The organism is Enterobacter cloacae complex sp. SYL003 (assembly GCF_049236925.1).
In the GTDB taxonomy this organism is placed as follows: Bacteria; Pseudomonadota; Gammaproteobacteria; order Enterobacterales; family Enterobacteriaceae; genus Enterobacter; species Enterobacter intestinihominis.
In genome coordinates this window covers 197,554-214,206 of the sequence record NZ_JBMKJK010000003.1, presented here as the reverse complement: position 1 = coordinate 214,206, position 16,653 = coordinate 197,554, and the positions used below count along the sequence as shown (strand labels likewise).

18 protein-coding genes are annotated in these 16,653 nt (G+C 57.2%); 7 read left to right on the top strand and 11 right to left on the bottom strand.

Annotated features, from left to right (window positions below; translation table 11 throughout):
- Positions 1-53 precede the first annotated feature (53 nt).
- Positions 54-1,046 (top strand): RNA polymerase sigma factor RpoS, encoded by a 993-nt coding sequence (gene rpoS / locus ACOT1A_RS05600; protein WP_022649182.1) that lies wholly within the window; start codon positions 54-56, stop codon positions 1,044-1,046.
- Positions 1,047-1,096: 50 nt separating this feature from the next.
- Here the strand turns inward: rpoS and ACOT1A_RS05595 are convergent, their stop codons facing one another.
- Together ACOT1A_RS05595 and ACOT1A_RS05590 are read right to left on the bottom strand one after the other, a co-directional pair.
- Positions 1,097-1,474 carry a DUF4440 domain-containing protein gene (locus ACOT1A_RS05595; protein WP_045308747.1) on the bottom strand — a complete coding sequence of 126 codons (378 nt, stop codon included), beginning with the start codon at positions 1,472-1,474 and terminating at the stop codon, positions 1,097-1,099.
- Positions 1,471-2,673 (bottom strand): MFS transporter, encoded by a 1,203-nt coding sequence (locus ACOT1A_RS05590; protein ID WP_276169927.1) that lies wholly within the window; start codon positions 2,671-2,673, stop codon positions 1,471-1,473. The genes ACOT1A_RS05595 and ACOT1A_RS05590 overlap by 4 nt, the downstream gene beginning before the upstream one ends.
- 109 nt (positions 2,674-2,782) lie before the next feature.
- Here ACOT1A_RS05590 and ACOT1A_RS05585 point away from each other — a divergent pair, with 109 nt between their 5' ends.
- Positions 2,783-3,670 (top strand): LysR family transcriptional regulator, encoded by an 888-nt coding sequence (locus ACOT1A_RS05585; RefSeq protein WP_023298477.1) that lies wholly within the window; start codon positions 2,783-2,785, stop codon positions 3,668-3,670.
- On the opposite strand, the gene ACOT1A_RS05580 is transcribed toward ACOT1A_RS05585, so the two are convergent.
- Positions 3,667-4,074 (bottom strand): MarR family winged helix-turn-helix transcriptional regulator, encoded by a 408-nt coding sequence (locus ACOT1A_RS05580; RefSeq protein WP_022651767.1) that lies wholly within the window; start codon positions 4,072-4,074, stop codon positions 3,667-3,669. The two genes, ACOT1A_RS05585 and ACOT1A_RS05580, sit on opposite strands and share 4 nt — an antisense overlap.
- Before the next feature lie 174 nt (positions 4,075-4,248).
- Here ACOT1A_RS05580 and ACOT1A_RS05575 point away from each other — a divergent pair, with 174 nt between their 5' ends.
- Genes ACOT1A_RS05575 through ACOT1A_RS05565 form a run of 3 tightly spaced genes read left to right on the top strand, consistent with a single transcriptional unit; the run spans position 4,249 to position 6,500 of the window.
- Complete coding sequence (locus ACOT1A_RS05575) at positions 4,249-4,851, top strand: non-oxidative hydroxyarylic acid decarboxylases subunit B (protein WP_276169928.1); 603 nt, start codon at positions 4,249-4,251, stop codon at positions 4,849-4,851.
- The gene (locus tag ACOT1A_RS05570) at positions 4,841-6,268 is read left to right on the top strand and encodes a non-oxidative hydroxyarylic acid decarboxylases subunit C (protein ID WP_157506817.1); all 1,428 of its coding nucleotides are present in this window, start codon (positions 4,841-4,843) and stop codon (positions 6,266-6,268) included. Before ACOT1A_RS05575 ends, ACOT1A_RS05570 begins: the two co-directional genes overlap by 11 nt.
- A gap of 10 nt (positions 6,269-6,278) precedes the next feature.
- On the top strand, positions 6,279-6,500 hold the full coding sequence (locus ACOT1A_RS05565; protein ID WP_003862116.1) for a non-oxidative hydroxyarylic acid decarboxylases subunit D: 222 nt from the start codon (positions 6,279-6,281) through the stop codon (positions 6,498-6,500).
- Positions 6,501-6,640: 140 nt separating this feature from the next.
- On the opposite strand, the gene mutS is transcribed toward ACOT1A_RS05565, so the two are convergent.
- The gene (gene mutS / locus ACOT1A_RS05560) at positions 6,641-9,202 is read right to left on the bottom strand and encodes a DNA mismatch repair protein MutS (protein ID WP_022649176.1); all 2,562 of its coding nucleotides are present in this window, start codon (positions 9,200-9,202) and stop codon (positions 6,641-6,643) included.
- A 113-nt stretch (positions 9,203-9,315) separates the two neighbouring features.
- A complete protein-coding gene (locus ACOT1A_RS05555; RefSeq protein WP_022649175.1) occupies positions 9,316-9,546 on the bottom strand; it encodes a SymE family type I addiction module toxin in 231 nt (76 codons plus the stop codon).
- A gap of 165 nt (positions 9,547-9,711) precedes the next feature.
- On the opposite strand from ACOT1A_RS05555, the gene ACOT1A_RS05550 reads away from it, so the two are divergent.
- The gene (locus tag ACOT1A_RS05550) at positions 9,712-10,056 is read left to right on the top strand and encodes a nitrous oxide-stimulated promoter family protein (protein ID WP_022649174.1); all 345 of its coding nucleotides are present in this window, start codon (positions 9,712-9,714) and stop codon (positions 10,054-10,056) included.
- A gap of 130 nt (positions 10,057-10,186) precedes the next feature.
- Here the strand turns inward: ACOT1A_RS05550 and flhA are convergent, their stop codons facing one another.
- The 6 genes from flhA to hypA form a co-directional block, all read right to left on the bottom strand.
- A complete protein-coding gene (gene flhA / locus ACOT1A_RS05545; RefSeq protein WP_063849446.1) occupies positions 10,187-12,259 on the bottom strand; it encodes a formate hydrogenlyase transcriptional activator FlhA in 2,073 nt (690 codons plus the stop codon).
- A 63-nt stretch (positions 12,260-12,322) separates the two neighbouring features.
- Entirely contained in the window at positions 12,323-13,333 is a 1,011-nt protein-coding gene (hypE, locus tag ACOT1A_RS05540) for a hydrogenase expression/formation protein HypE (RefSeq protein WP_276169929.1), read from the bottom strand.
- Positions 13,330-14,451 carry a hydrogenase formation protein HypD gene (hypD, locus tag ACOT1A_RS05535; protein WP_045620860.1) on the bottom strand — a complete coding sequence of 374 codons (1,122 nt, stop codon included), beginning with the start codon at positions 14,449-14,451 and terminating at the stop codon, positions 13,330-13,332. The genes hypE and hypD overlap by 4 nt, the downstream gene beginning before the upstream one ends.
- A 3-nt stretch (positions 14,452-14,454) precedes the next feature.
- Positions 14,455-14,727 (bottom strand): HypC/HybG/HupF family hydrogenase formation chaperone, encoded by a 273-nt coding sequence (locus ACOT1A_RS05530; RefSeq protein ID WP_003862132.1) that lies wholly within the window; start codon positions 14,725-14,727, stop codon positions 14,455-14,457.
- Positions 14,718-15,581, bottom strand: coding sequence for a hydrogenase nickel incorporation protein HypB (gene hypB, locus ACOT1A_RS05525; protein WP_032625971.1), 864 nt, complete (start codon positions 15,579-15,581; stop codon positions 14,718-14,720). Before hypB ends, ACOT1A_RS05530 begins: the two co-directional genes overlap by 10 nt.
- 3 nt (positions 15,582-15,584) lie before the next feature.
- Positions 15,585-15,935, bottom strand: a complete 351-nt coding sequence (gene hypA / locus ACOT1A_RS05520; protein WP_022649168.1) for a hydrogenase maturation nickel metallochaperone HypA — start codon at positions 15,933-15,935, stop codon at positions 15,585-15,587.
- Between the two features lie 210 nt (positions 15,936-16,145).
- Between hypA and hycA the strand changes: the two genes are divergently transcribed.
- Positions 16,146-16,610 carry a formate hydrogenlyase regulator HycA gene (gene hycA / locus ACOT1A_RS05515; protein ID WP_022649167.1) on the top strand — a complete coding sequence of 155 codons (465 nt, stop codon included), beginning with the start codon at positions 16,146-16,148 and terminating at the stop codon, positions 16,608-16,610.
- Positions 16,611-16,653 lie beyond the last annotated feature (43 nt).

Genomic DNA, 16,653 nt, shown 5'->3' with positions numbered 1-16,653 from the left:
GGGCATGCCAGCCAGGGTGTCTCGTCCAGGGATCACGGGTAGGAGCCACCTTTATGAGTCAGAATACGCTGAAAGTTCATGATTTAAATGAAGACGCGGAATTTGATGAGAACGGATCAGAGGCTTTTGACGAAAAAGCCTTAGTAGAAGAGGAACCCAGTGATAACGATTTGGCTGAAGAAGAGCTGTTATCGCAGGGTGCCACACAGCGTGTGCTGGACGCGACTCAGCTTTACCTTGGGGAGATTGGTTACTCCCCACTGCTAACGGCCGAAGAAGAAGTCTATTTCGCACGTCGTGCTTTGCGTGGTGATGTTGCCTCGCGTCGTCGCATGATCGAAAGTAACCTGCGACTGGTCGTGAAAATTGCCCGCCGTTACGGCAATCGTGGTCTGGCTCTGCTGGATCTGATTGAAGAGGGCAACTTAGGTCTCATCCGCGCAGTTGAGAAGTTTGACCCGGAACGCGGGTTCCGTTTCTCAACCTACGCGACCTGGTGGATTCGTCAGACCATCGAACGGGCTATTATGAACCAGACCCGTACGATTCGACTGCCGATCCACATCGTCAAAGAGTTGAATGTTTATCTGCGTACCGCGCGCGAGTTGTCCCATAAACTGGACCACGAGCCAAGTGCGGAAGAGATCGCAGAGCAACTCGACAAACCGGTTGATGACGTAAGCCGTATGCTGCGTCTCAACGAGCGCATTACCTCGGTTGACACCCCGCTGGGTGGTGACTCCGAAAAAGCGCTGCTGGACATCCTGGCCGATGAAAAAGACAACGGCCCGGAAGACACCACGCAGGACGATGATATGAAACAGAGCATCGTCAAATGGCTGTTCGAACTGAACGCCAAACAGCGTGAAGTGCTGGCACGTCGTTTCGGTTTACTGGGGTATGAAGCTGCGACACTGGAAGATGTCGGCCGTGAGATTGGCCTGACCCGTGAACGTGTTCGTCAGATTCAGGTTGAAGGGCTACGCCGCCTGCGTGAAATCCTGCAAGGGCAAGGTCTGAATATCGAAGCGCTGTTCCGCGAGTAAGCAACCATTCGTCAGAAAAGGCCCGTCGTGAGACGGGCCTTTTTTATGCCTTACGATTGCGCCGTTTCGTGCAGCAAACGCCAGGTGATGTTATCCCCTTCCTGATTAAGCACCGCGGTTGACCAGCGCACGTTGACGGGCTGGCCAGGCCGGGTTTGCGTCTCCCGGTAATGGAGCACCGCGCCGTTGTCCCATGTCTGAAGCGTCGTTAGCGCATCAATGCCGATCCTGAGCCCGGGTCGGGTTCCCCGCTGCGCATATAAAAATTTGGCCAGAGCGTGATGATCTAAATGGGTGCCACTCGGTGGAACCATCAGAAAATCCGGACGAAAACGGGCGAGCAGGGTGTCCCGATCGCCTTCGCCTGCACCTAACCAGTTTTCAAGGGCGACGTGGATGTCGAGGATCTCTTGTTCGAAATGAGTCATGGTTGCTCCTGTTGCAGTTGCGCAAGTAACTGCGTGTTATTAAGACGGTAGACGTACAGTACGGGCAGCAGAGTGATAACTGCGGCAAAAATAAACATCCCGTGCCAGGCGGCCAGCGGCGTAAAATAAGCTTGCATGAAGCTCAGCGCCTGCGCCAGCAGCAGGGTACCCGCAAAAAAGCTCAACTGACGATTCAGATTCCATAGCGCACTGGCATCAGGCATATCTTCCCGCCGCGTTGTCAAAAACGCGCTGCTCTGAGCCGTACTGCTGCAAAGGCTTCCCCCCGCACCCATTAACGCAAACGCAACGGCAGGTAACAGCATAGCCGGGCCGACGTTGATTAAAAGCAGAATGCCCGTTGCCTGCAAAAGGCAACCGATGACCACCAGCGGCCGCGGGCCGATACGGTTGAAATAGCGTCCTGTCGCGGTGATAGCCAAAAACGATGCCACAGACCACGGCAGCATAAGCATGCCCGTTGCGGTGGGCGTCATATTGGCCTCGCTCTGAAGGTAATACATGCCCGTTACGTTCACGCCAATAAAGATGCCGGGTACGCATACATAGATAAGCATGGATAAGCGCAACAGCGGATCCGTCAGCAAAGACAGGTTTACTATTCTGGTGGTGTTTATCGGTGACGGTTCTGTTTTAAGCCACGCGCAGGCCAAAACAAAGGTGACAATGGCGACGGGCAGGGTGGCAAAAAATATCCAGCGCCAGGTGAATGTCTGAACCAGCATGCCGCCCACAGCCGGTGAGCAGGCGGGGGCAAGCAGCGCGACCAGCATCACCGCCGAGGTGAGTCTGGCCCGCTCATGAGGCTTAAACTGTTTCCAGGTCAGCGCCTGACCAACCGGGATCAGTAAACCCCCTCCGGCGCCCTGCACGACGCGCCAGGCAATCAAACTTTCCAGCGAAGATGAGAGACCCGCCGCAACGGAGGCCGCGCTAAAGAGAAGCAGTGAGAGCAGAATAACGCGCTTCGGCCCGACGCGGCGCGTCAGAATACTGCTGAATGGGATGACTAACGTCAGCCCGGCAATGTATCCGTTACTTACCCAGGCAAGCGCGGAAGGTGTGGTATTGAATGCGTGAGCCATCGCCGGAAAGGCGACGCTGGCAATAAACATGTTTATCAAATCAAGGAAAAAGCCGAGCAGAAAGACGACGGCGATTTTGCTGCGATACGTCATGGAAGTTCCTCCGGTGAGGTGGCGTATCGTATCGGCCCGCGCGTTACGGATAAACGCGACAAAGGACGATATACTGTCAACATTATTTTGACAGTTAACCAGGCAAGCGATGCTTAATTTACAGCGTACGGCGATGTTTATCGCCGTAGCGGACACCGGCAGTTTCACCGCCGCGGCGGAGGCGATGGGGCTGACAAAAGCGGTGGTCAGCTTTCATATTCGTCAGCTTGAAGAGGAGCTGGGCGTCACCCTGTTGCTGCGAACCACCCGACGCCTGACGCTGACCGAAGCGGGGAAGCTCTTTCATCAACGAAGCGTGATGCTGTTACGGGATGCAGAGCGATTGCAGGATGATGTTCGCGCCAACCACGCCGGGCTGACGGGAGAACTGCGGATCACCACCACGCCCGAGTATGGCTCGCAGGTGGTGGTGCCTTTGCTGGCTGAGTTTAGCCAGCTGCACCCTGATCTCCGCGTGCGGCATGTCTCGTCCTCTTTGCATGCCGATCTTATCGCCGAGCGCTTCGATGTCGCTATCCGGCTCGGCACGCTTGCAGATTCGCGCTACCACGCCGCGTTGATGACCTCCTTCACCATCCTGCCCGTGGCGACGCCATGCTGGCTGGCAAACCATCCGGTTGACTCGCTGGAGCAGCTGGCGGAAGCGGACTGGATCATTCACGAGCGTTTAACGTCGCCGCTGCGCTGGCAGGTGAGAGGCGTTGATCGGCATCCGGTTTCCTTTGAGATCAGAAAAGCGCCGCGCCTGTATGCAGACAGTGCCCAGGCGTTGATGGCTTTTGCCCTCGCGGGATGTGGCGTGGCGCTGTTGCCGGAGTGGCTGGTGCGTAACGCACTGGATGCAGGGAAGCTGGTCTCGCTGTTACCGGAGTACACGTTTGCTCAGCAGGGCATCTATGCTGTTTATCCCGATGCCCGGCATGTGCCCGCGAAAGTGCGAACATTTATTGATTTTATGCGCGTCAGGGTTACTTAACCCTGCATCATCTTTTTAATGAGCGCTGAAAATTGCTCTCGTTCCGCGCCGTTAAGGCGCCCTAAAAACGCCTCATCCACCTCATTTCCAATCGGTTTACTGCTCTCAAGCAGGGCCTCACCTTCGGCCGTCAGAAAGACAAACCGACGGCGTTTGTCCGCCGGATCGTGCTCGCGCCTGACCAGGCCGCGTGCTTCCATGCGGCTCAGCATTTCTGCCAGCGTCGCTTTGGTGCTCACCGCGACTTCAGTCAGGGCAACCTGCTCAATGCCAGGATTTTCAGCAATTGACCGCATCACCGCATATTGTGGTTTGGTCAGTTCGGGCAATGCGTGTTGCCACTGGGCGGTATGCTGTTGAAAAAGCTGACGTAGCAGGTGAAAAGCTTCTTGTCTTAACTCCATGGACACTCCGACGGAAAAATACTCCCTCTATGATAGCCGCTCTCGGGCTGAATTTTAACGCGAGAGTTTTTTTAGCGAATAGTGTGATCGTATGCGAACGATCTTGTCAGCAGCAGGATCGAGGCGTAGTTTAGTTAATATGTTCGTATACGAACAAACTAATTGAGGTGCTGAATGAGATTGATTGTGGGAATGACGGGCGCGACGGGTGCGCCATTAGGCGTGGCGTTGTTGCAGGCGCTGCGGGAAATGCCGGAGGTTGAAACGCATCTGGTGATGTCGAAGTGGGCAAAAACCACGATTGAGCTGGAAACGCCCTTCACTGCGCATGACGTTGCCGCACTGGCGGATGTCGTCCATAGCCCGGCCGATCATGCTGCCACCATCTCCTCCGGCTCGTTTCGCACCGACGGCATGATCGTCATTCCGTGCAGCATGAAAACGCTGGCGGGTATCCGCGCGGGCTACGCCGAAGGGCTGGTAGGGCGTGCGGCAGACGTGGTGCTGAAAGAGGGACGCAAGCTGGTGCTGGTTCCGCGTGAGACGCCGCTCAGCACCATCCATCTTGAGAACATGCTTGCCCTTTCCCGCATGGGCGTGGCGATGGTGCCACCTATGCCTGCGTACTACAACCACCCACAAACCGCCGATGACATAACCCAGCATATCGTGACCCGCGTTCTCGACCAGTTTGGTCTGGAGCATAAAAAAGCCCGACGCTGGGAAGGTTTGCAGGCAGCGAAACATTTTTCACAGGAGAATAAAGATGGCATTTGATGATTTGAGAAGCTTCTTGCAGGCGCTTGATGAGCAAGGGCAGCTGCTGAAAATTGAGGAAGAGGTAAACGCTGAGCCGGATTTAGCGGCCGCCGCCAACGCTACCGGACGCATTGGCGATGGTGCGCCTGCGCTGTGGTTCGATAATATTCGCGGCTTCACCGATGCCCGTGTGGTGATGAATACTATCGGCTCGTGGCAAAACCACGCTATTTCGATGGGGCTGCCAGCAAATACCCCGGTGAAAAAACAGATCGACGAGTTTATTCGTCGCTGGGACAAATTCCCCGTCTCGCCAGAGCGTCGTGCACATCCGGCCTGGGCGCAGAACACGGTGGACGGGGAAGACATCAACCTGTTCGACATTCTGCCGCTGTTCCGCCTGAACGACGGTGACGGGGGCTTTTATCTCGATAAAGCGTGCGTTGTCTCCCGCGATCCGCTCGACCCCGATCACTTCGGCAAGCAGAACGTCGGGATTTACCGTATGGAAGTGAAGGGCAAGCGTAAGCTCGGCCTGCAACCGGTGCCGATGCATGATATCGCGCTGCATCTGCATAAAGCAGAAGAGCGCGGCGAAGATCTGCCCATTGCTATTACGTTGGGTAACGATCCGATCATCACCCTGATGGGCGCCACGCCGCTGAAATACGATCAATCCGAGTATGAGATGGCCGGTGCGCTACGCGAAAGTCCGTATCCGATTGCGACGGCTCCGCTGACCGGTTTTGATGTGCCGTGGGGGTCGGAAGTGATCCTGGAAGGGGTGATTGAAGGCCGAAAACGTGAGATTGAAGGGCCATTCGGTGAGTTTACCGGACACTACTCCGGCGGGCGCAACATGACGGTCGTGCGCATTGATAAAGTCTCTTACCGCACAAAACCCATTTTCGAATCTCTCTACCTGGGGATGCCGTGGACCGAGATTGATTATCTGATGGGGCCCGCTACCTGCGTGCCGCTCTATCAGCAGCTGAAGGCGGAATTCCCGGAAGTGCAGGCGGTAAACGCCATGTACACCCACGGCCTGCTGGCGATTATCTCCACCAAAAAACGATACGGCGGTTTTGCCCGTGCGGTCGGGCTCCGCGCCATGACCACGCCACACGGTCTGGGTTACGTGAAAATGGTGATTATGGTGGATGAGGACGTCGATCCGTTTAACCTGCCGCAGGTGATGTGGGCGCTGTCATCGAAGGTCAATCCGGCTGGCGATCTGGTGCAGCTACCGAATATGTCTGTGCTGGAGCTTGACCCCGGCTCCAGCCCGGCGGGGATCACTGACAAGCTGATCATTGATGCCACCACCCCTGTCGCTCCGGACAACCGTGGTCACTACAGCCAGCCGGTACAGGATCTCCCTGAAACCAAAGCCTGGGCCGAAAAACTGACCGCGATGCTGGCGGCACGTCAATAAGGAGGAAAAAATGATTTGTCCACGTTGTGCCGATGAACATATTGAGGTGATGGCAACATCACCGGTGAAAGGTGTCTGGACGGTATACCAGTGTCAGCACTGTCTGTATACCTGGCGCGATACCGAACCGCTGCGCCGTACCAGCCGCGAGCATTACCCGGAAGCGTTCCGCATGACGCAGAAGGATATTGATGAAGCACCGCAGGTGCCGACGATCCCGCCGCTGCTGTAATAAAAAGCCCGGAGGCGCTGCGCTTACCGGGCGATAATATTGTGCGGTCTTTTGCCCGGTGGCGCTACGCTTACCGAGCCTACGGGTTTTGTAGGCCGGGTAAGGCGAAGCCGCCACCCGGCAAAAAAGACCGCAGAGAACTAAACCAGACTCTTCAACCGATAAATCCACTCCAGCGCCTGACGCGGCGTCAGCGAATCCGGATCGAGATTTTCCAGCGCTTCCACAGCCGGAGAGGTCTCTTCCGGCACCGCCAGCAGTGACATCTGCGTACCATCTATCTGCGTAGCTGCCGCATTCGGTGACAAACTTTCCAGCTCACGCAATTTCTGACGCGCGCGCTTAATCACCTCTTTCGGCACACCCGCCAGCGCGGCGACGGCCAGGCCATAGCTCTTGCTTGCCGCGCCGTCCTGCACCGTGTGCATAAAGGCGATGGTGTCGCCGTGCTCAAGCGCATCAAGGTGGACGTTAGCCACGCCTTCCATTTTCTCTGGCAGCTGTGTCAGTTCGAAATAGTGCGTCGCGAACAGCGTCAGCGCCTTGATTTTATTCGCCAGACTTTCCGCGCACGCCCAGGCCAGGGACAGGCCGTCATAGGTGGAGGTACCGCGTCCTACTTCGTCCATCAACACCAGACTGTTCTCTGTCGCGTTATGCAGAATGTTGGCGGTTTCGGTCATCTCGACCATAAAGGTAGAGCGACCGCTCGCCAGATCGTCCGCCGCACCCACACGGGTGAAGATACGGTCGACAGGGCCAATCTCAACCTTCTGCGCCGGAACGTAGCTGCCGATGTAGGCGAGCAGCGCGATAAGGGCTGTCTGGCGCATATAGGTACTTTTACCGCCCATATTGGGGCCGGTAATGATCAGCATTCTTCGCTGCGGTGACAGATTCAACGGGTTGGCAATAAACGGCTCGTTCAGCACCTGCTCAACCACCGGATGGCGACCTTCGGTAATGCGAATGCCGGGCTTGTCAGTAAAGGTAGGACAGGTGTAGTTCAGCGTTTCGGCGCGCTCGGCCAGGTTTACCAGCACATCCAGCTCGGCCAGCGCAGCGGCGCTCATTTGAAGGTCAGCCAGATGCGGCATCAGGATGTCGAACAGCTCGTCATACAGCTGTTTCTCCAGCGCCAGCGCTTTACCTTTCGACGTGAGCACTTTGTCTTCGTACTCTTTCAGCTCGGGAATAATGTAGCGCTCGGCATTTTTCAGCGTCTGGCGGCGAACGTAGTGAATCGGTGCCAGGTGGCTCTGCCCACGACTGATCTGGATATAGTAACCGTGTACGGCGTTGTAGCCGACTTTCAGGGTGTCGAGCCCCAGACGTTCACGCTCGCGGATTTCCAGCTTATCCAGATAATCCGTCGCGCCATCGGCCAGCGCACGCCATTCGTCCAGCTCTTCGTTATAACCCGGAGCAATAACCCCGCCATCCCGCACCAGAACAGGCGGCGCATCAATGATGGCGCGTTCCAGCAGTTCGCGAAGCTCGGTAAATTCGCCCATGGTTTCGCGCAGCTTTTGCACTGGCGCGCTGTCAATCTCTCCCAGCTGAGCGCGCAGTTCCGGCAACTGCTGGAAAGCGTGACGCATACGGGCGAGATCGCGTGGACGCGCGGTACGCAATGCCAGGCGCGCCAGGATACGCTCAAGATCACCCACCTGACGCAGCACCGGCTGCAATTCGGTGTAACGATCCTGCAATGCGGCAATGGTTTGCTGACGGCCAATCAGCGTTTCGGTGTTGCGGATCGGCATATGCAGCCAGCGTTTGAGCATACGGCTGCCCATGGGGGTAACCGTGCTGTCAAGAACCGACGCCAGCGTATTTTCCATGCCGCCAGCGAGGTTCTGCGTGATCTCCAGGTTGCGGCGCGTGGCGGCATCCATGATGATGCTGTCCTGCTGACGCTCCATGGTAATTGAACGGATATGGGGCAGGGCGGTACGCTGCGTATCCTTCACGTACTGCAACAGACAGCCTGCGGCACATAGCCCGCGCGGGGCATTTTCCACACCAAAGCCAATCAAATCGCGCGTGCCAAATTGCAGGTTCAGCTGCTGGCGCGCGGTATCAATTTCGAACTCCCACAGTGGACGACGACGCAGGCCGCGGCGACCTTCAATCAGCGCCATCTCGGCGAAATCCTCTGCATAAAGCAGTTCTGCCGGATTGGTGCGCTGTAGTTCAGCCGCCATGGTTTCACGGTCAGCCGGTTCACTCAGGCGAAAACGACCGGAGCTGATATCCAGCGTGGCATAGCCAAACCCTTTACCGTCCTGCCAGATCGCCGCCAGCAGGTTATCCTGGCGCTCCTGAAGCAGGGCTTCATCGCTGATGGTTCCCGGCGTCACGATGCGTACGACCTTGCGCTCAACGGGGCCTTTCGACGTGGCCGGGTCGCCAATTTGTTCGCAGATAGCGACAGACTCGCCCTGGTTCACCAGCTTCGCCAGATAGTTTTCAACCGCGTGATGCGGGATACCCGCCATCGGGATGGGCTCGCCTGCCGACGCGCCACGTTTCGTCAGAGAAATGTCGAGCAGCTGAGACGCACGTTTCGCATCGTCATAAAAAAGCTCGTAAAAATCGCCCATACGGTAAAACAGCAGAATTTCCGGATGCTGTGCCTTCAGCTTCAGGTACTGCTGCATCATCGGCGTATGCGCGTCGAAATTGTCGATTGTGCTCATGGAGTTATGATATCCATTTCTTTGAAAATATTACGCTTTGAGCGGCTCAATGGCCGATTGTTCCTTCTATTGTCGCATGAAAAAAAGGTGCGGCGCAGAAAAAAGTCACGACTTTACGAGGCATCTTCCGCTATTAATTCAATGATGATTTTTCCGTGCTCGACGCCCACCCGAACTTGCGAGTTGGTGGTAAATCCCGCTTGTTCAAGCCAGTCGCCTTTCAGGCTCAGCGCTGCGTGTACGCTGTAGCGTTTTGGAATTTTCGTTTTACGGTCTTCATGACGTTTTCTGAAGTAACCCACTTTTAAGTGCCGATAGGGTTTGGCGATCGCGATCTGTTGCATAAGCTCTCCGGTGAATGCGGTTATTTACACCTGTATAAAATACCAGTAAAACGCAGCGAGGGGAGGGGTAATTCTGGAAGGACGCTTCAGAAAACGGAATGCAATAACTGAAAATGTGCGGATAAAAAGGTATTATAAATACACTTTATTGTTGAGGACGACGTTATGTCCGGTAAACGTATTTCACGAGAAAAAAAGACGATCGCCAGAATGATCGCCCTGTACGAAAACAGGTGTCCACACGCCATAAAGGAAGAGGGGCACTATTCGGCGCTTAAGGCTTATGCCGATAAGCGGCTGGATAAATGCGTATTTGGTGAGGAAAAACCTGCCTGCAAACAGTGCCCGGTGCACTGTTATCAGCCCGCCCGACGGGAAGAGATGAAGCAGGTGATGCGCTGGGCAGGGCCACGTATGTTATGGCGTCATCCGATTCTGACCATCCGACATCTGATCGACGATCGTCGTCCGGTTCCGGAATTACCGGAAAAGTATCGGCCCAAAAAATAACCGGCTCAGCGCCGCAGTGGACGACAAATCACGCTCAGGGCGACGGCGTGGCGCAGGCAGACAGAAAAAGAGCACCAAATATCCCTGCGCCAGCGCGGGAGCGATATGTACCCGCTGACGGAATGACGGGTTATTTCAGGCTCTCTTTATCGATTCCCAGACGCTTCATACGCGAGAGCAGGGTGGTACGCTTCAGCCCCAGCCGTTGCGCCGCACCTCTCGGTCCGGCTACCACGCCGTTGGTCTCCTTCAGCACTCGCATAATGAGCTGATATTCATCTTCTCCCTCTTTCGCAAGCTCGCTTGCGGCCACGGTCGTTTCAGAGAGAGTAACCTCTGGCAGGGAGAGCTGGAGCACGTTCCCGCGCGTCAGCAGGACCGCGCGCTCAATGACGTTTTCCAGCTCGCGCACGTTCCCCGGCCACTCCATCGCCGAAAGGGTGCGTAGCGTTTCGGCAGGAATACTGTCGATATTTCGCCCCATCCGGCGGGCAATCTTCGCGGTAAAGGCTTTCACCAGCAGCGGAATATCTTCCGGGCGTTCGCGCAGCGGCGGCAGGCAGATCGGGAAGACGTTCAGACGATAGTAAAGATCGCTGCGAAACTCGCGGTCGGCGACCATTTTTTTCAGATCGCGGTTGGTGGCGGCAATCAGACGCACGTCGGTCTGGATCAGCTTGTTGCTGCCGAGACGCTCGAACTCCTGCTCCTGCAAAACGCGCAGCAGCTTAGGCTGAAGCTCCAGCGGCATATCGCCCACTTCGTCGAGGAACAATGAGCTTTTATCCGCCAGTTCAAAACGGCCCAGCCGCTGGCTGCTGGCGCCGGTAAACGCGCCGCGCTCGTGGCCGAACAGGTCGCTTTCCAGTAAGCCCGCAGGCATCGCCGCGCAGTTCATCTTCACCATCCGGCGGCTGTTGCGGTTGCTCAGGTTGTGGATCGCCCGGGCAATCAGCTCTTTCCCTGTGCCGGTTTCACCGAGGATCAGCACCGTGCTGTCGCTCTGCGCCACCATCTCCACCTGCTTGAGGATGTTGTACATGGCATCGCTGCGTCCGATGATTTCGCCAAACTCGCTGTCCACATTGTTGAGCTGCTCGGTCAGCGCCAGGTTTTCGTCCACCAGCCGTTCTTTCAGACGGTGGATCTCCTGATAGGCGAGGGCGTTATCCAGCGCAATGGAGATACGTTCGGCGATCTGGCGCAGCAGCTTCAGGTTGGCGGTGGTAAATACGGCTTCATCGCACTGCGCCAGTTTAAGCACGCCGAGCATGGTGTTGCCGGACATCAGCGGCAGCAGGCACAGGGTCTGGATCTTGTTGCCCCAGGTGTTAAACAGCATCCGCTCGTAGGGCGCTACCGGATCCTGCTCGCTGAGGTTTAACAGCAGGATCTCTTTGCTTTTAAATACCCGTTCAGACAGGGTTCCCGCTTCGTCCACTTCGCTTTGCTCGTGCGCCGGGTTAGCTTCGTCGAGGTAGTGGGTGGAGTAGATGTTCAGCTTGCCCTTACGGTTGCCGCGCAGCGCAATGCTGATGGCATCGATCCTGAAATAGTGATGGATCTCTTTGGCGACTTCGCTCACCAGTTCGTCCATATCGAGACGCGACAGCACGGCATTGGTGATGGCGACCAGAATGCGGAAATTATCGCGCTCGCGGCTCAACAGGTCGTAATCCACGTTATTGGTGACGCGGCTTTGGATCTGCTCTGCCACGACGGCCACAATCTGCGTGAAGGTATGCAACCGCTCGTACTCCGCCTCGGTCCAGGGCTGGTCGTTATTACGGATAAACTCGCAGCCGCCAAAAATTTGCCCTTCCACCGCCAGCGGCAGCATGCTGTAGTGGCCGAACGGGTGGTAAAGGTTGCTCTCTGCCAGCTTCGGCCAGGCCTGGCGAAACTGGTCAAAATTGCAGTGCAGCGCTTCCGGGCGGGAGAGAATACGTCGCACCGGACCGTGGGCCAGAAACGTTTCATCTTCATATTCGAAGATTTTGCCGTTATCACGCGTTGAGAAATAGCTCGCGCGGTGGGTTGCGCTATGCCAGAGCACAATGGCGGCGCTGTCCGCCAGCGCTGATTGCCTGACCAGCCGCGTCAGGGCATCGCTCAGCGCGCCGAGGTCGGGCTGTTGTAAAAGTGTGCGCGTGATGTCAAACAGGCCCTGCTGTCCAAGATCGCTCATCGGTGTATACGGCATTATTGCTTTCCAATAGAAACTGGCAAAAAAGAGACATTCAGCGCTGACCGCTTTTGGCGCGGTCTAGCAAATTCGGGGTAACGGTTCAGCGTGCGGCAGATCCAGCGTGCGCTTCACGCCGTAAAGCCCGGTCAGGCGCACCCCTTTGCGCTCAACCACGTCGCCGATGATGGCCGCGTCTTTCCCTAAGGGATGTGCGCGCAGTTGTTCAAGTACGGCTTCCGCCGCCGTGCGTTCCACGCCGATCACCAGCTTACCTTCGTTGGCAAAGTTAAGCGGGTCTAGCCCTAATAGCTCGCACAGCCCGCGTACAGCAGGCTTAACGGGCAGGCCGCGCTCGGTCAGTTCAATTCCACAGCCGCTGCTTGCGGCAAATTCGTGTACGACGGCATTCACGCCGCCTCGCGTGGCGTCGCGCAGGGCTTTTACACCCGGCATGTCGCGCAGCGTCTGGATCAGCGGCGTGAGTACCGCGCAGTCACTGTGCAGCTCGCCATCCAGCCCTAAGCCTTCGCGCAGGTTCAGGATGGTTGCCCCGTGGCAGCCCAGCGTGCCGCTGACAATCAGCACGTCGCCTGCACAAAGCTGCTGCGCGCCCCAGTGAATGTCGGCGGGGATCGCCCCCATTCCGGCGGTGTTAATGAAGAGCTTATCCGCCGCGCCGCGCTGCACCACCTTGGTATCCCCGGTCACGATGGCGATCCCTGCCTCGCGGGCGGTGTGCGCCATGCTGTTGACCACCGCCGTGAGCGTCTCCATGGGAAACCCTTCTTCGAGGATAAACCCGCAGGAGAGGTAGCGGGGGATCGCGCCGCTGACGGCCACGTCGTTTGCCGTGCCGCAGACGGCGAGCTTGCCGATATCGCCGCCCGGGAAGAACAGCGGGTCAATCACGTAGCTGTCGGTAGAGAACGCCAGCCTGTCGCCGTGGGCAGTCAGGGCCGCGAGGTCAATACGCGCCTGATCTTCCTGCTCGGCGAGCCAGGGGTTGTTAAAGGCTTCCATGAACAGCCTGTTAATCAACTGCTGCATCGCCTGTCCACCGCTTCCGTGCGCCATTTCCACCGTGTTCATGCTTCACACTCCTGGTTGCGATAGTGATACCACGCGGCGCATGCCCCTTCGGAAGAGACCATCAGCGCGCCAAACGCGGTTTGCGGGTTACAGGCGTTGCCAAATAACGGGCAGTGATGAGGTTTGCATTTGCCGGTGAGTACGTCGCCACAGCGGGCGCGGGGATCGTCGCACACCTTCTGCGGCTGCGGGCGGAAATGCGCTTCGGCGTCGAAGGCGCGATACGCGGGCGTCAGGTGTACGCCGGATTCGGCAATCAGCCCCAGTCCGCGCCACTCGCTGTCGCCTTCGACGCTAAACACGTCGGCTATCGCCTGCTGTGCCCGTCTGTTACCTGCATCGGGCACCACGCGGCGATACTGATTTTCCACCACACTCAGGGCCGCTATTTTCTGCTCAACCAGCATGGTCACGCCTTGCAGTAGATCAAGTGGCTCGAAACCAGCCACCACTAACGGACGATTGTACTGTTCAGCGATAAAACCGTAGGCTTCTGTGCCGATCACCATGCTGACGTGTCCTGGTGCCAGGAAGGCGTCGATGCCGTTGTCCGGCGCTTCAAGCAGGCTACGCAGCGTGGGAATAAGCGTGATGTGCTGGCAGAAAAAGTAAAAGTTAGTGACGTTGCGGGCTTTCGCCTGCTGGAGAGTGATAGCGGTGGCGGGCATGGTGGTTTCAAAACCCAGCCCGAAAAAGACCACCTTACGCTCAGGATTAGCCATCGCCAGCGTAAGGGCATCCATCGGTGAGTAGACGATTCGCACGTCCGCGCCGCGCGCCTTCGCCTGGAGCAGCGAGCCATTTTTTCCCGGTACGCGCATGGCGTCGCCAAAGGTGCAAAAAATCACACCGGGGCGGCTGGCGATGTCGAGACAGCTGTCGATGCGCCCCATCGGCAGCACGCACACCGGGCAGCCGGGGCCGTGGATAAATTCGATGTTCTCCGGCAGCAGCTGGTCGAGGCCAAATTTAAAGATGGCGTGGGTGTGTCCGCCGCACACCTCCATGATCCGCAGCGGTTTTTCTTTCGTGTAGTCCAGCAGGGACGCGCGGGTTTTCAGGCGATCGATAAGCTGCAACACCTGCTCAGGCGCGCGATATTCATCAACGTAACGCATGTGTTATCGTTCCTCACCATACAGCAGGGCACCCACGTCCGGCTCAACGTCGAACATATTCTGTAGCGCGTCCAGCGTGTCGCGTGCTTCTTCCTCATTAATCACGCTCATGGCAAACCCCACGTGGACCAGCACCCACTGGCCGAGACGCGATGCGCCGGTCTCATCGTGGCTGCCCACCAGCGTCAGATCGACATCGCGCAGGATGCCGCAGACCTCCACTTTGGCCTGATTGCCGTCGATGGAATGAATTTGTCCGGGGACGCCTATGCACATCGTTCGCTCTCCAGCCAGTTCAGCCAGGCGTCCATCCCGTCGCCGCGCGTGGCGGAAACCAGCAGGATCTCAATGTCCGGGTTCACTTCCCGGGCGTAAGCCAGGCACTTATCCACGTCGAAATTCAGGTACGGCAGCAGGTCGACTTTGTTCAGCAGCATGAGGGAGGCGGCGGCAAACATATGTGGATACTTCAGCGGCTTGTCTTCCCCTTCGGTCACGGAGAGCACCGCCACTTTATGCCGCTCGCCGAGGTCGAAGCTTGCCGGGCAGACCAGGTTGCCGACGTTTTCAATAAACAGGATGCCGTTATCCGCCAGCGGCAGGCGCGGGGCGGCGTCGGCAATCATCTGCGCGTCCAGGTGGCAGCCCTTGCCGGTGTTGACCTGAATCGCAGGCGTACCGGTTTCGCGGATGCGCGCCGCGTCGTTTACCGTTTGCTGATCGCCTTCGATAACGGCGCAGGAGACTCGTTTATTCAGTCGTTTGAGGGTTTCGGTCAGCAGGGTGGTTTTACCGGAGCCGGGGCTGGAGACCAGGTTCAGTACCAGCTGTTGACGGGCGGCAAAGCGGGCACGATTGCGGGCGGCGAGCTGGTTATTTTTGTCCAGCACATTGATCTCCACCTCCAGCATCTCGCGCTGGCTGATGCCCGGCGCGTGGGTGCCCGCTTCGCCGTGGCCGTAATGCAGGTCGCCCGCGTCTGAACGCTGCGGCGCAAAGGTGATGCCGGTCAGTGCCGCAGCGGGACGCGGGGCAGGGGAAAAGGGCGCGGAGCGAAACGCGGAGTGGGGACGGTGTTCATCCCCTTCTATATACAGGTTGCCTTCAGCGCAACCGCAGGTACTACACATACATTACTCCTTCTCGATTTCGAGGCGTTGGATCTGCATACCGTCATCCGCCACGATGCGCAGCCCGCTGCTCTGGCACTGCGGACAGCGCTGTACCTTCGATGACAGCAGCGTGACGTACTGCTGACACTGCTCGCACCAGCACTCCGCCTGCTGCTCCTCGATATGCAGTGCGCAACCCTCCGCCAGCGTGCCGCGGCACACCAGCTCAAAACAGAAGGTGAGGGCGCTGGTCTCGACGCAGGAAAACGCCCCGACCTTCAGCCAGACGCCGGTCACGCGCTTCGCATGGTTCTGCACAGCCTGCTGTTCGATAAGTTCCAGTGCCCGCTGGCAGAGGGTGATTTCGTGCATGACGCCTCCTTAATGAATTGCCCCTTTAATGCAATAACAGTGCCAGCTTGATTTGCGTTACGGCGTGACGATGTCAACGCTGTCGAAATGACACGTCGACACCGCAGCGGTGACAGTGTGCATCTCTTTAAAATCCATTTAAATCAATAAATTAAAAACTGGCACGAAATCTGCTTAACAGCCGCTAACTCCATTAACCGGATACCTTTTATGACTATTTGGGAAATTAGCGAAAAAGCGGATTACATCGCGCAACGTCATCAGCAGCTTCAGGATCAGTGGCACCTCTACTGCAACTCTCTGATTCAGGGGATCACCCTGTCAAAAGCCCGTCTGCACCATGCCATGAGCTGCGCGGCGCAGGGGGATATGCGCTTTGTGTTGTTTGGACACTTCACGATTTTTGTCACCCTGGCGGAGAGCTTCAACAGCCACACCATTGAGTATTACGTTGAGACAAAAGAGGGTGAAAAACAGTGTATTGCGAAAGCCCAACTGATGGCCGACGGCATGGTGGACGGTCACGTCAGCACCCGCGATCGCCAGCAGGTGCTGGAGCACTATCTGGAGAAAATCGCGCCGGTTTATAACGGCCTCTACGCTGCCGTTGAGCACGATCAGCCGATCAACCTGAAACAGCTGATCGACGGAAAATCCTCCGCGAACGTGGCCTGAAGAGCGAGTGTCGAGAAGTGTCGATAAGACAGTTTTTTTTCGT

Coding starts and splice junctions, on each gene's coding strand:
- rpoS (WP_022649182.1), top strand. CDS start 54: ATGAGTCAGAATACGCTGAAAGTTCATGATTTAAATGAAGACGCGGAA.
- ACOT1A_RS05595 (WP_045308747.1), bottom strand. CDS start 1,474: ATGACTCATTTCGAACAAGAGATCCTCGACATCCACGTCGCCCTTGAA.
- ACOT1A_RS05590 (WP_276169927.1), bottom strand. CDS start 2,673: ATGACGTATCGCAGCAAAATCGCCGTCGTCTTTCTGCTCGGCTTTTTC.
- ACOT1A_RS05585 (WP_023298477.1), top strand. CDS start 2,783: ATGCTTAATTTACAGCGTACGGCGATGTTTATCGCCGTAGCGGACACC.
- ACOT1A_RS05580 (WP_022651767.1), bottom strand. CDS start 4,074: ATGGAGTTAAGACAAGAAGCTTTTCACCTGCTACGTCAGCTTTTTCAA.
- ACOT1A_RS05575 (WP_276169928.1), top strand. CDS start 4,249: ATGAGATTGATTGTGGGAATGACGGGCGCGACGGGTGCGCCATTAGGC.
- ACOT1A_RS05570 (WP_157506817.1), top strand. CDS start 4,841: ATGGCATTTGATGATTTGAGAAGCTTCTTGCAGGCGCTTGATGAGCAA.
- ACOT1A_RS05565 (WP_003862116.1), top strand. CDS start 6,279: ATGATTTGTCCACGTTGTGCCGATGAACATATTGAGGTGATGGCAACA.
- mutS (WP_022649176.1), bottom strand. CDS start 9,202: ATGAGCACAATCGACAATTTCGACGCGCATACGCCGATGATGCAGCAG.
- ACOT1A_RS05555 (WP_022649175.1), bottom strand. CDS start 9,546: ATGCAACAGATCGCGATCGCCAAACCCTATCGGCACTTAAAAGTGGGT.
- ACOT1A_RS05550 (WP_022649174.1), top strand. CDS start 9,712: ATGTCCGGTAAACGTATTTCACGAGAAAAAAAGACGATCGCCAGAATG.
- flhA (WP_063849446.1), bottom strand. CDS start 12,259: ATGCCGTATACACCGATGAGCGATCTTGGACAGCAGGGCCTGTTTGAC.
- hypE (WP_276169929.1), bottom strand. CDS start 13,333: ATGAACACGGTGGAAATGGCGCACGGAAGCGGTGGACAGGCGATGCAG.
- hypD (WP_045620860.1), bottom strand. CDS start 14,451: ATGCGTTACGTTGATGAATATCGCGCGCCTGAGCAGGTGTTGCAGCTT.
- ACOT1A_RS05530 (WP_003862132.1), bottom strand. CDS start 14,727: ATGTGCATAGGCGTCCCCGGACAAATTCATTCCATCGACGGCAATCAG.
- hypB (WP_032625971.1), bottom strand. CDS start 15,581: ATGTGTAGTACCTGCGGTTGCGCTGAAGGCAACCTGTATATAGAAGGG.
- hypA (WP_022649168.1), bottom strand. CDS start 15,935: ATGCACGAAATCACCCTCTGCCAGCGGGCACTGGAACTTATCGAACAG.
- hycA (WP_022649167.1), top strand. CDS start 16,146: ATGACTATTTGGGAAATTAGCGAAAAAGCGGATTACATCGCGCAACGT.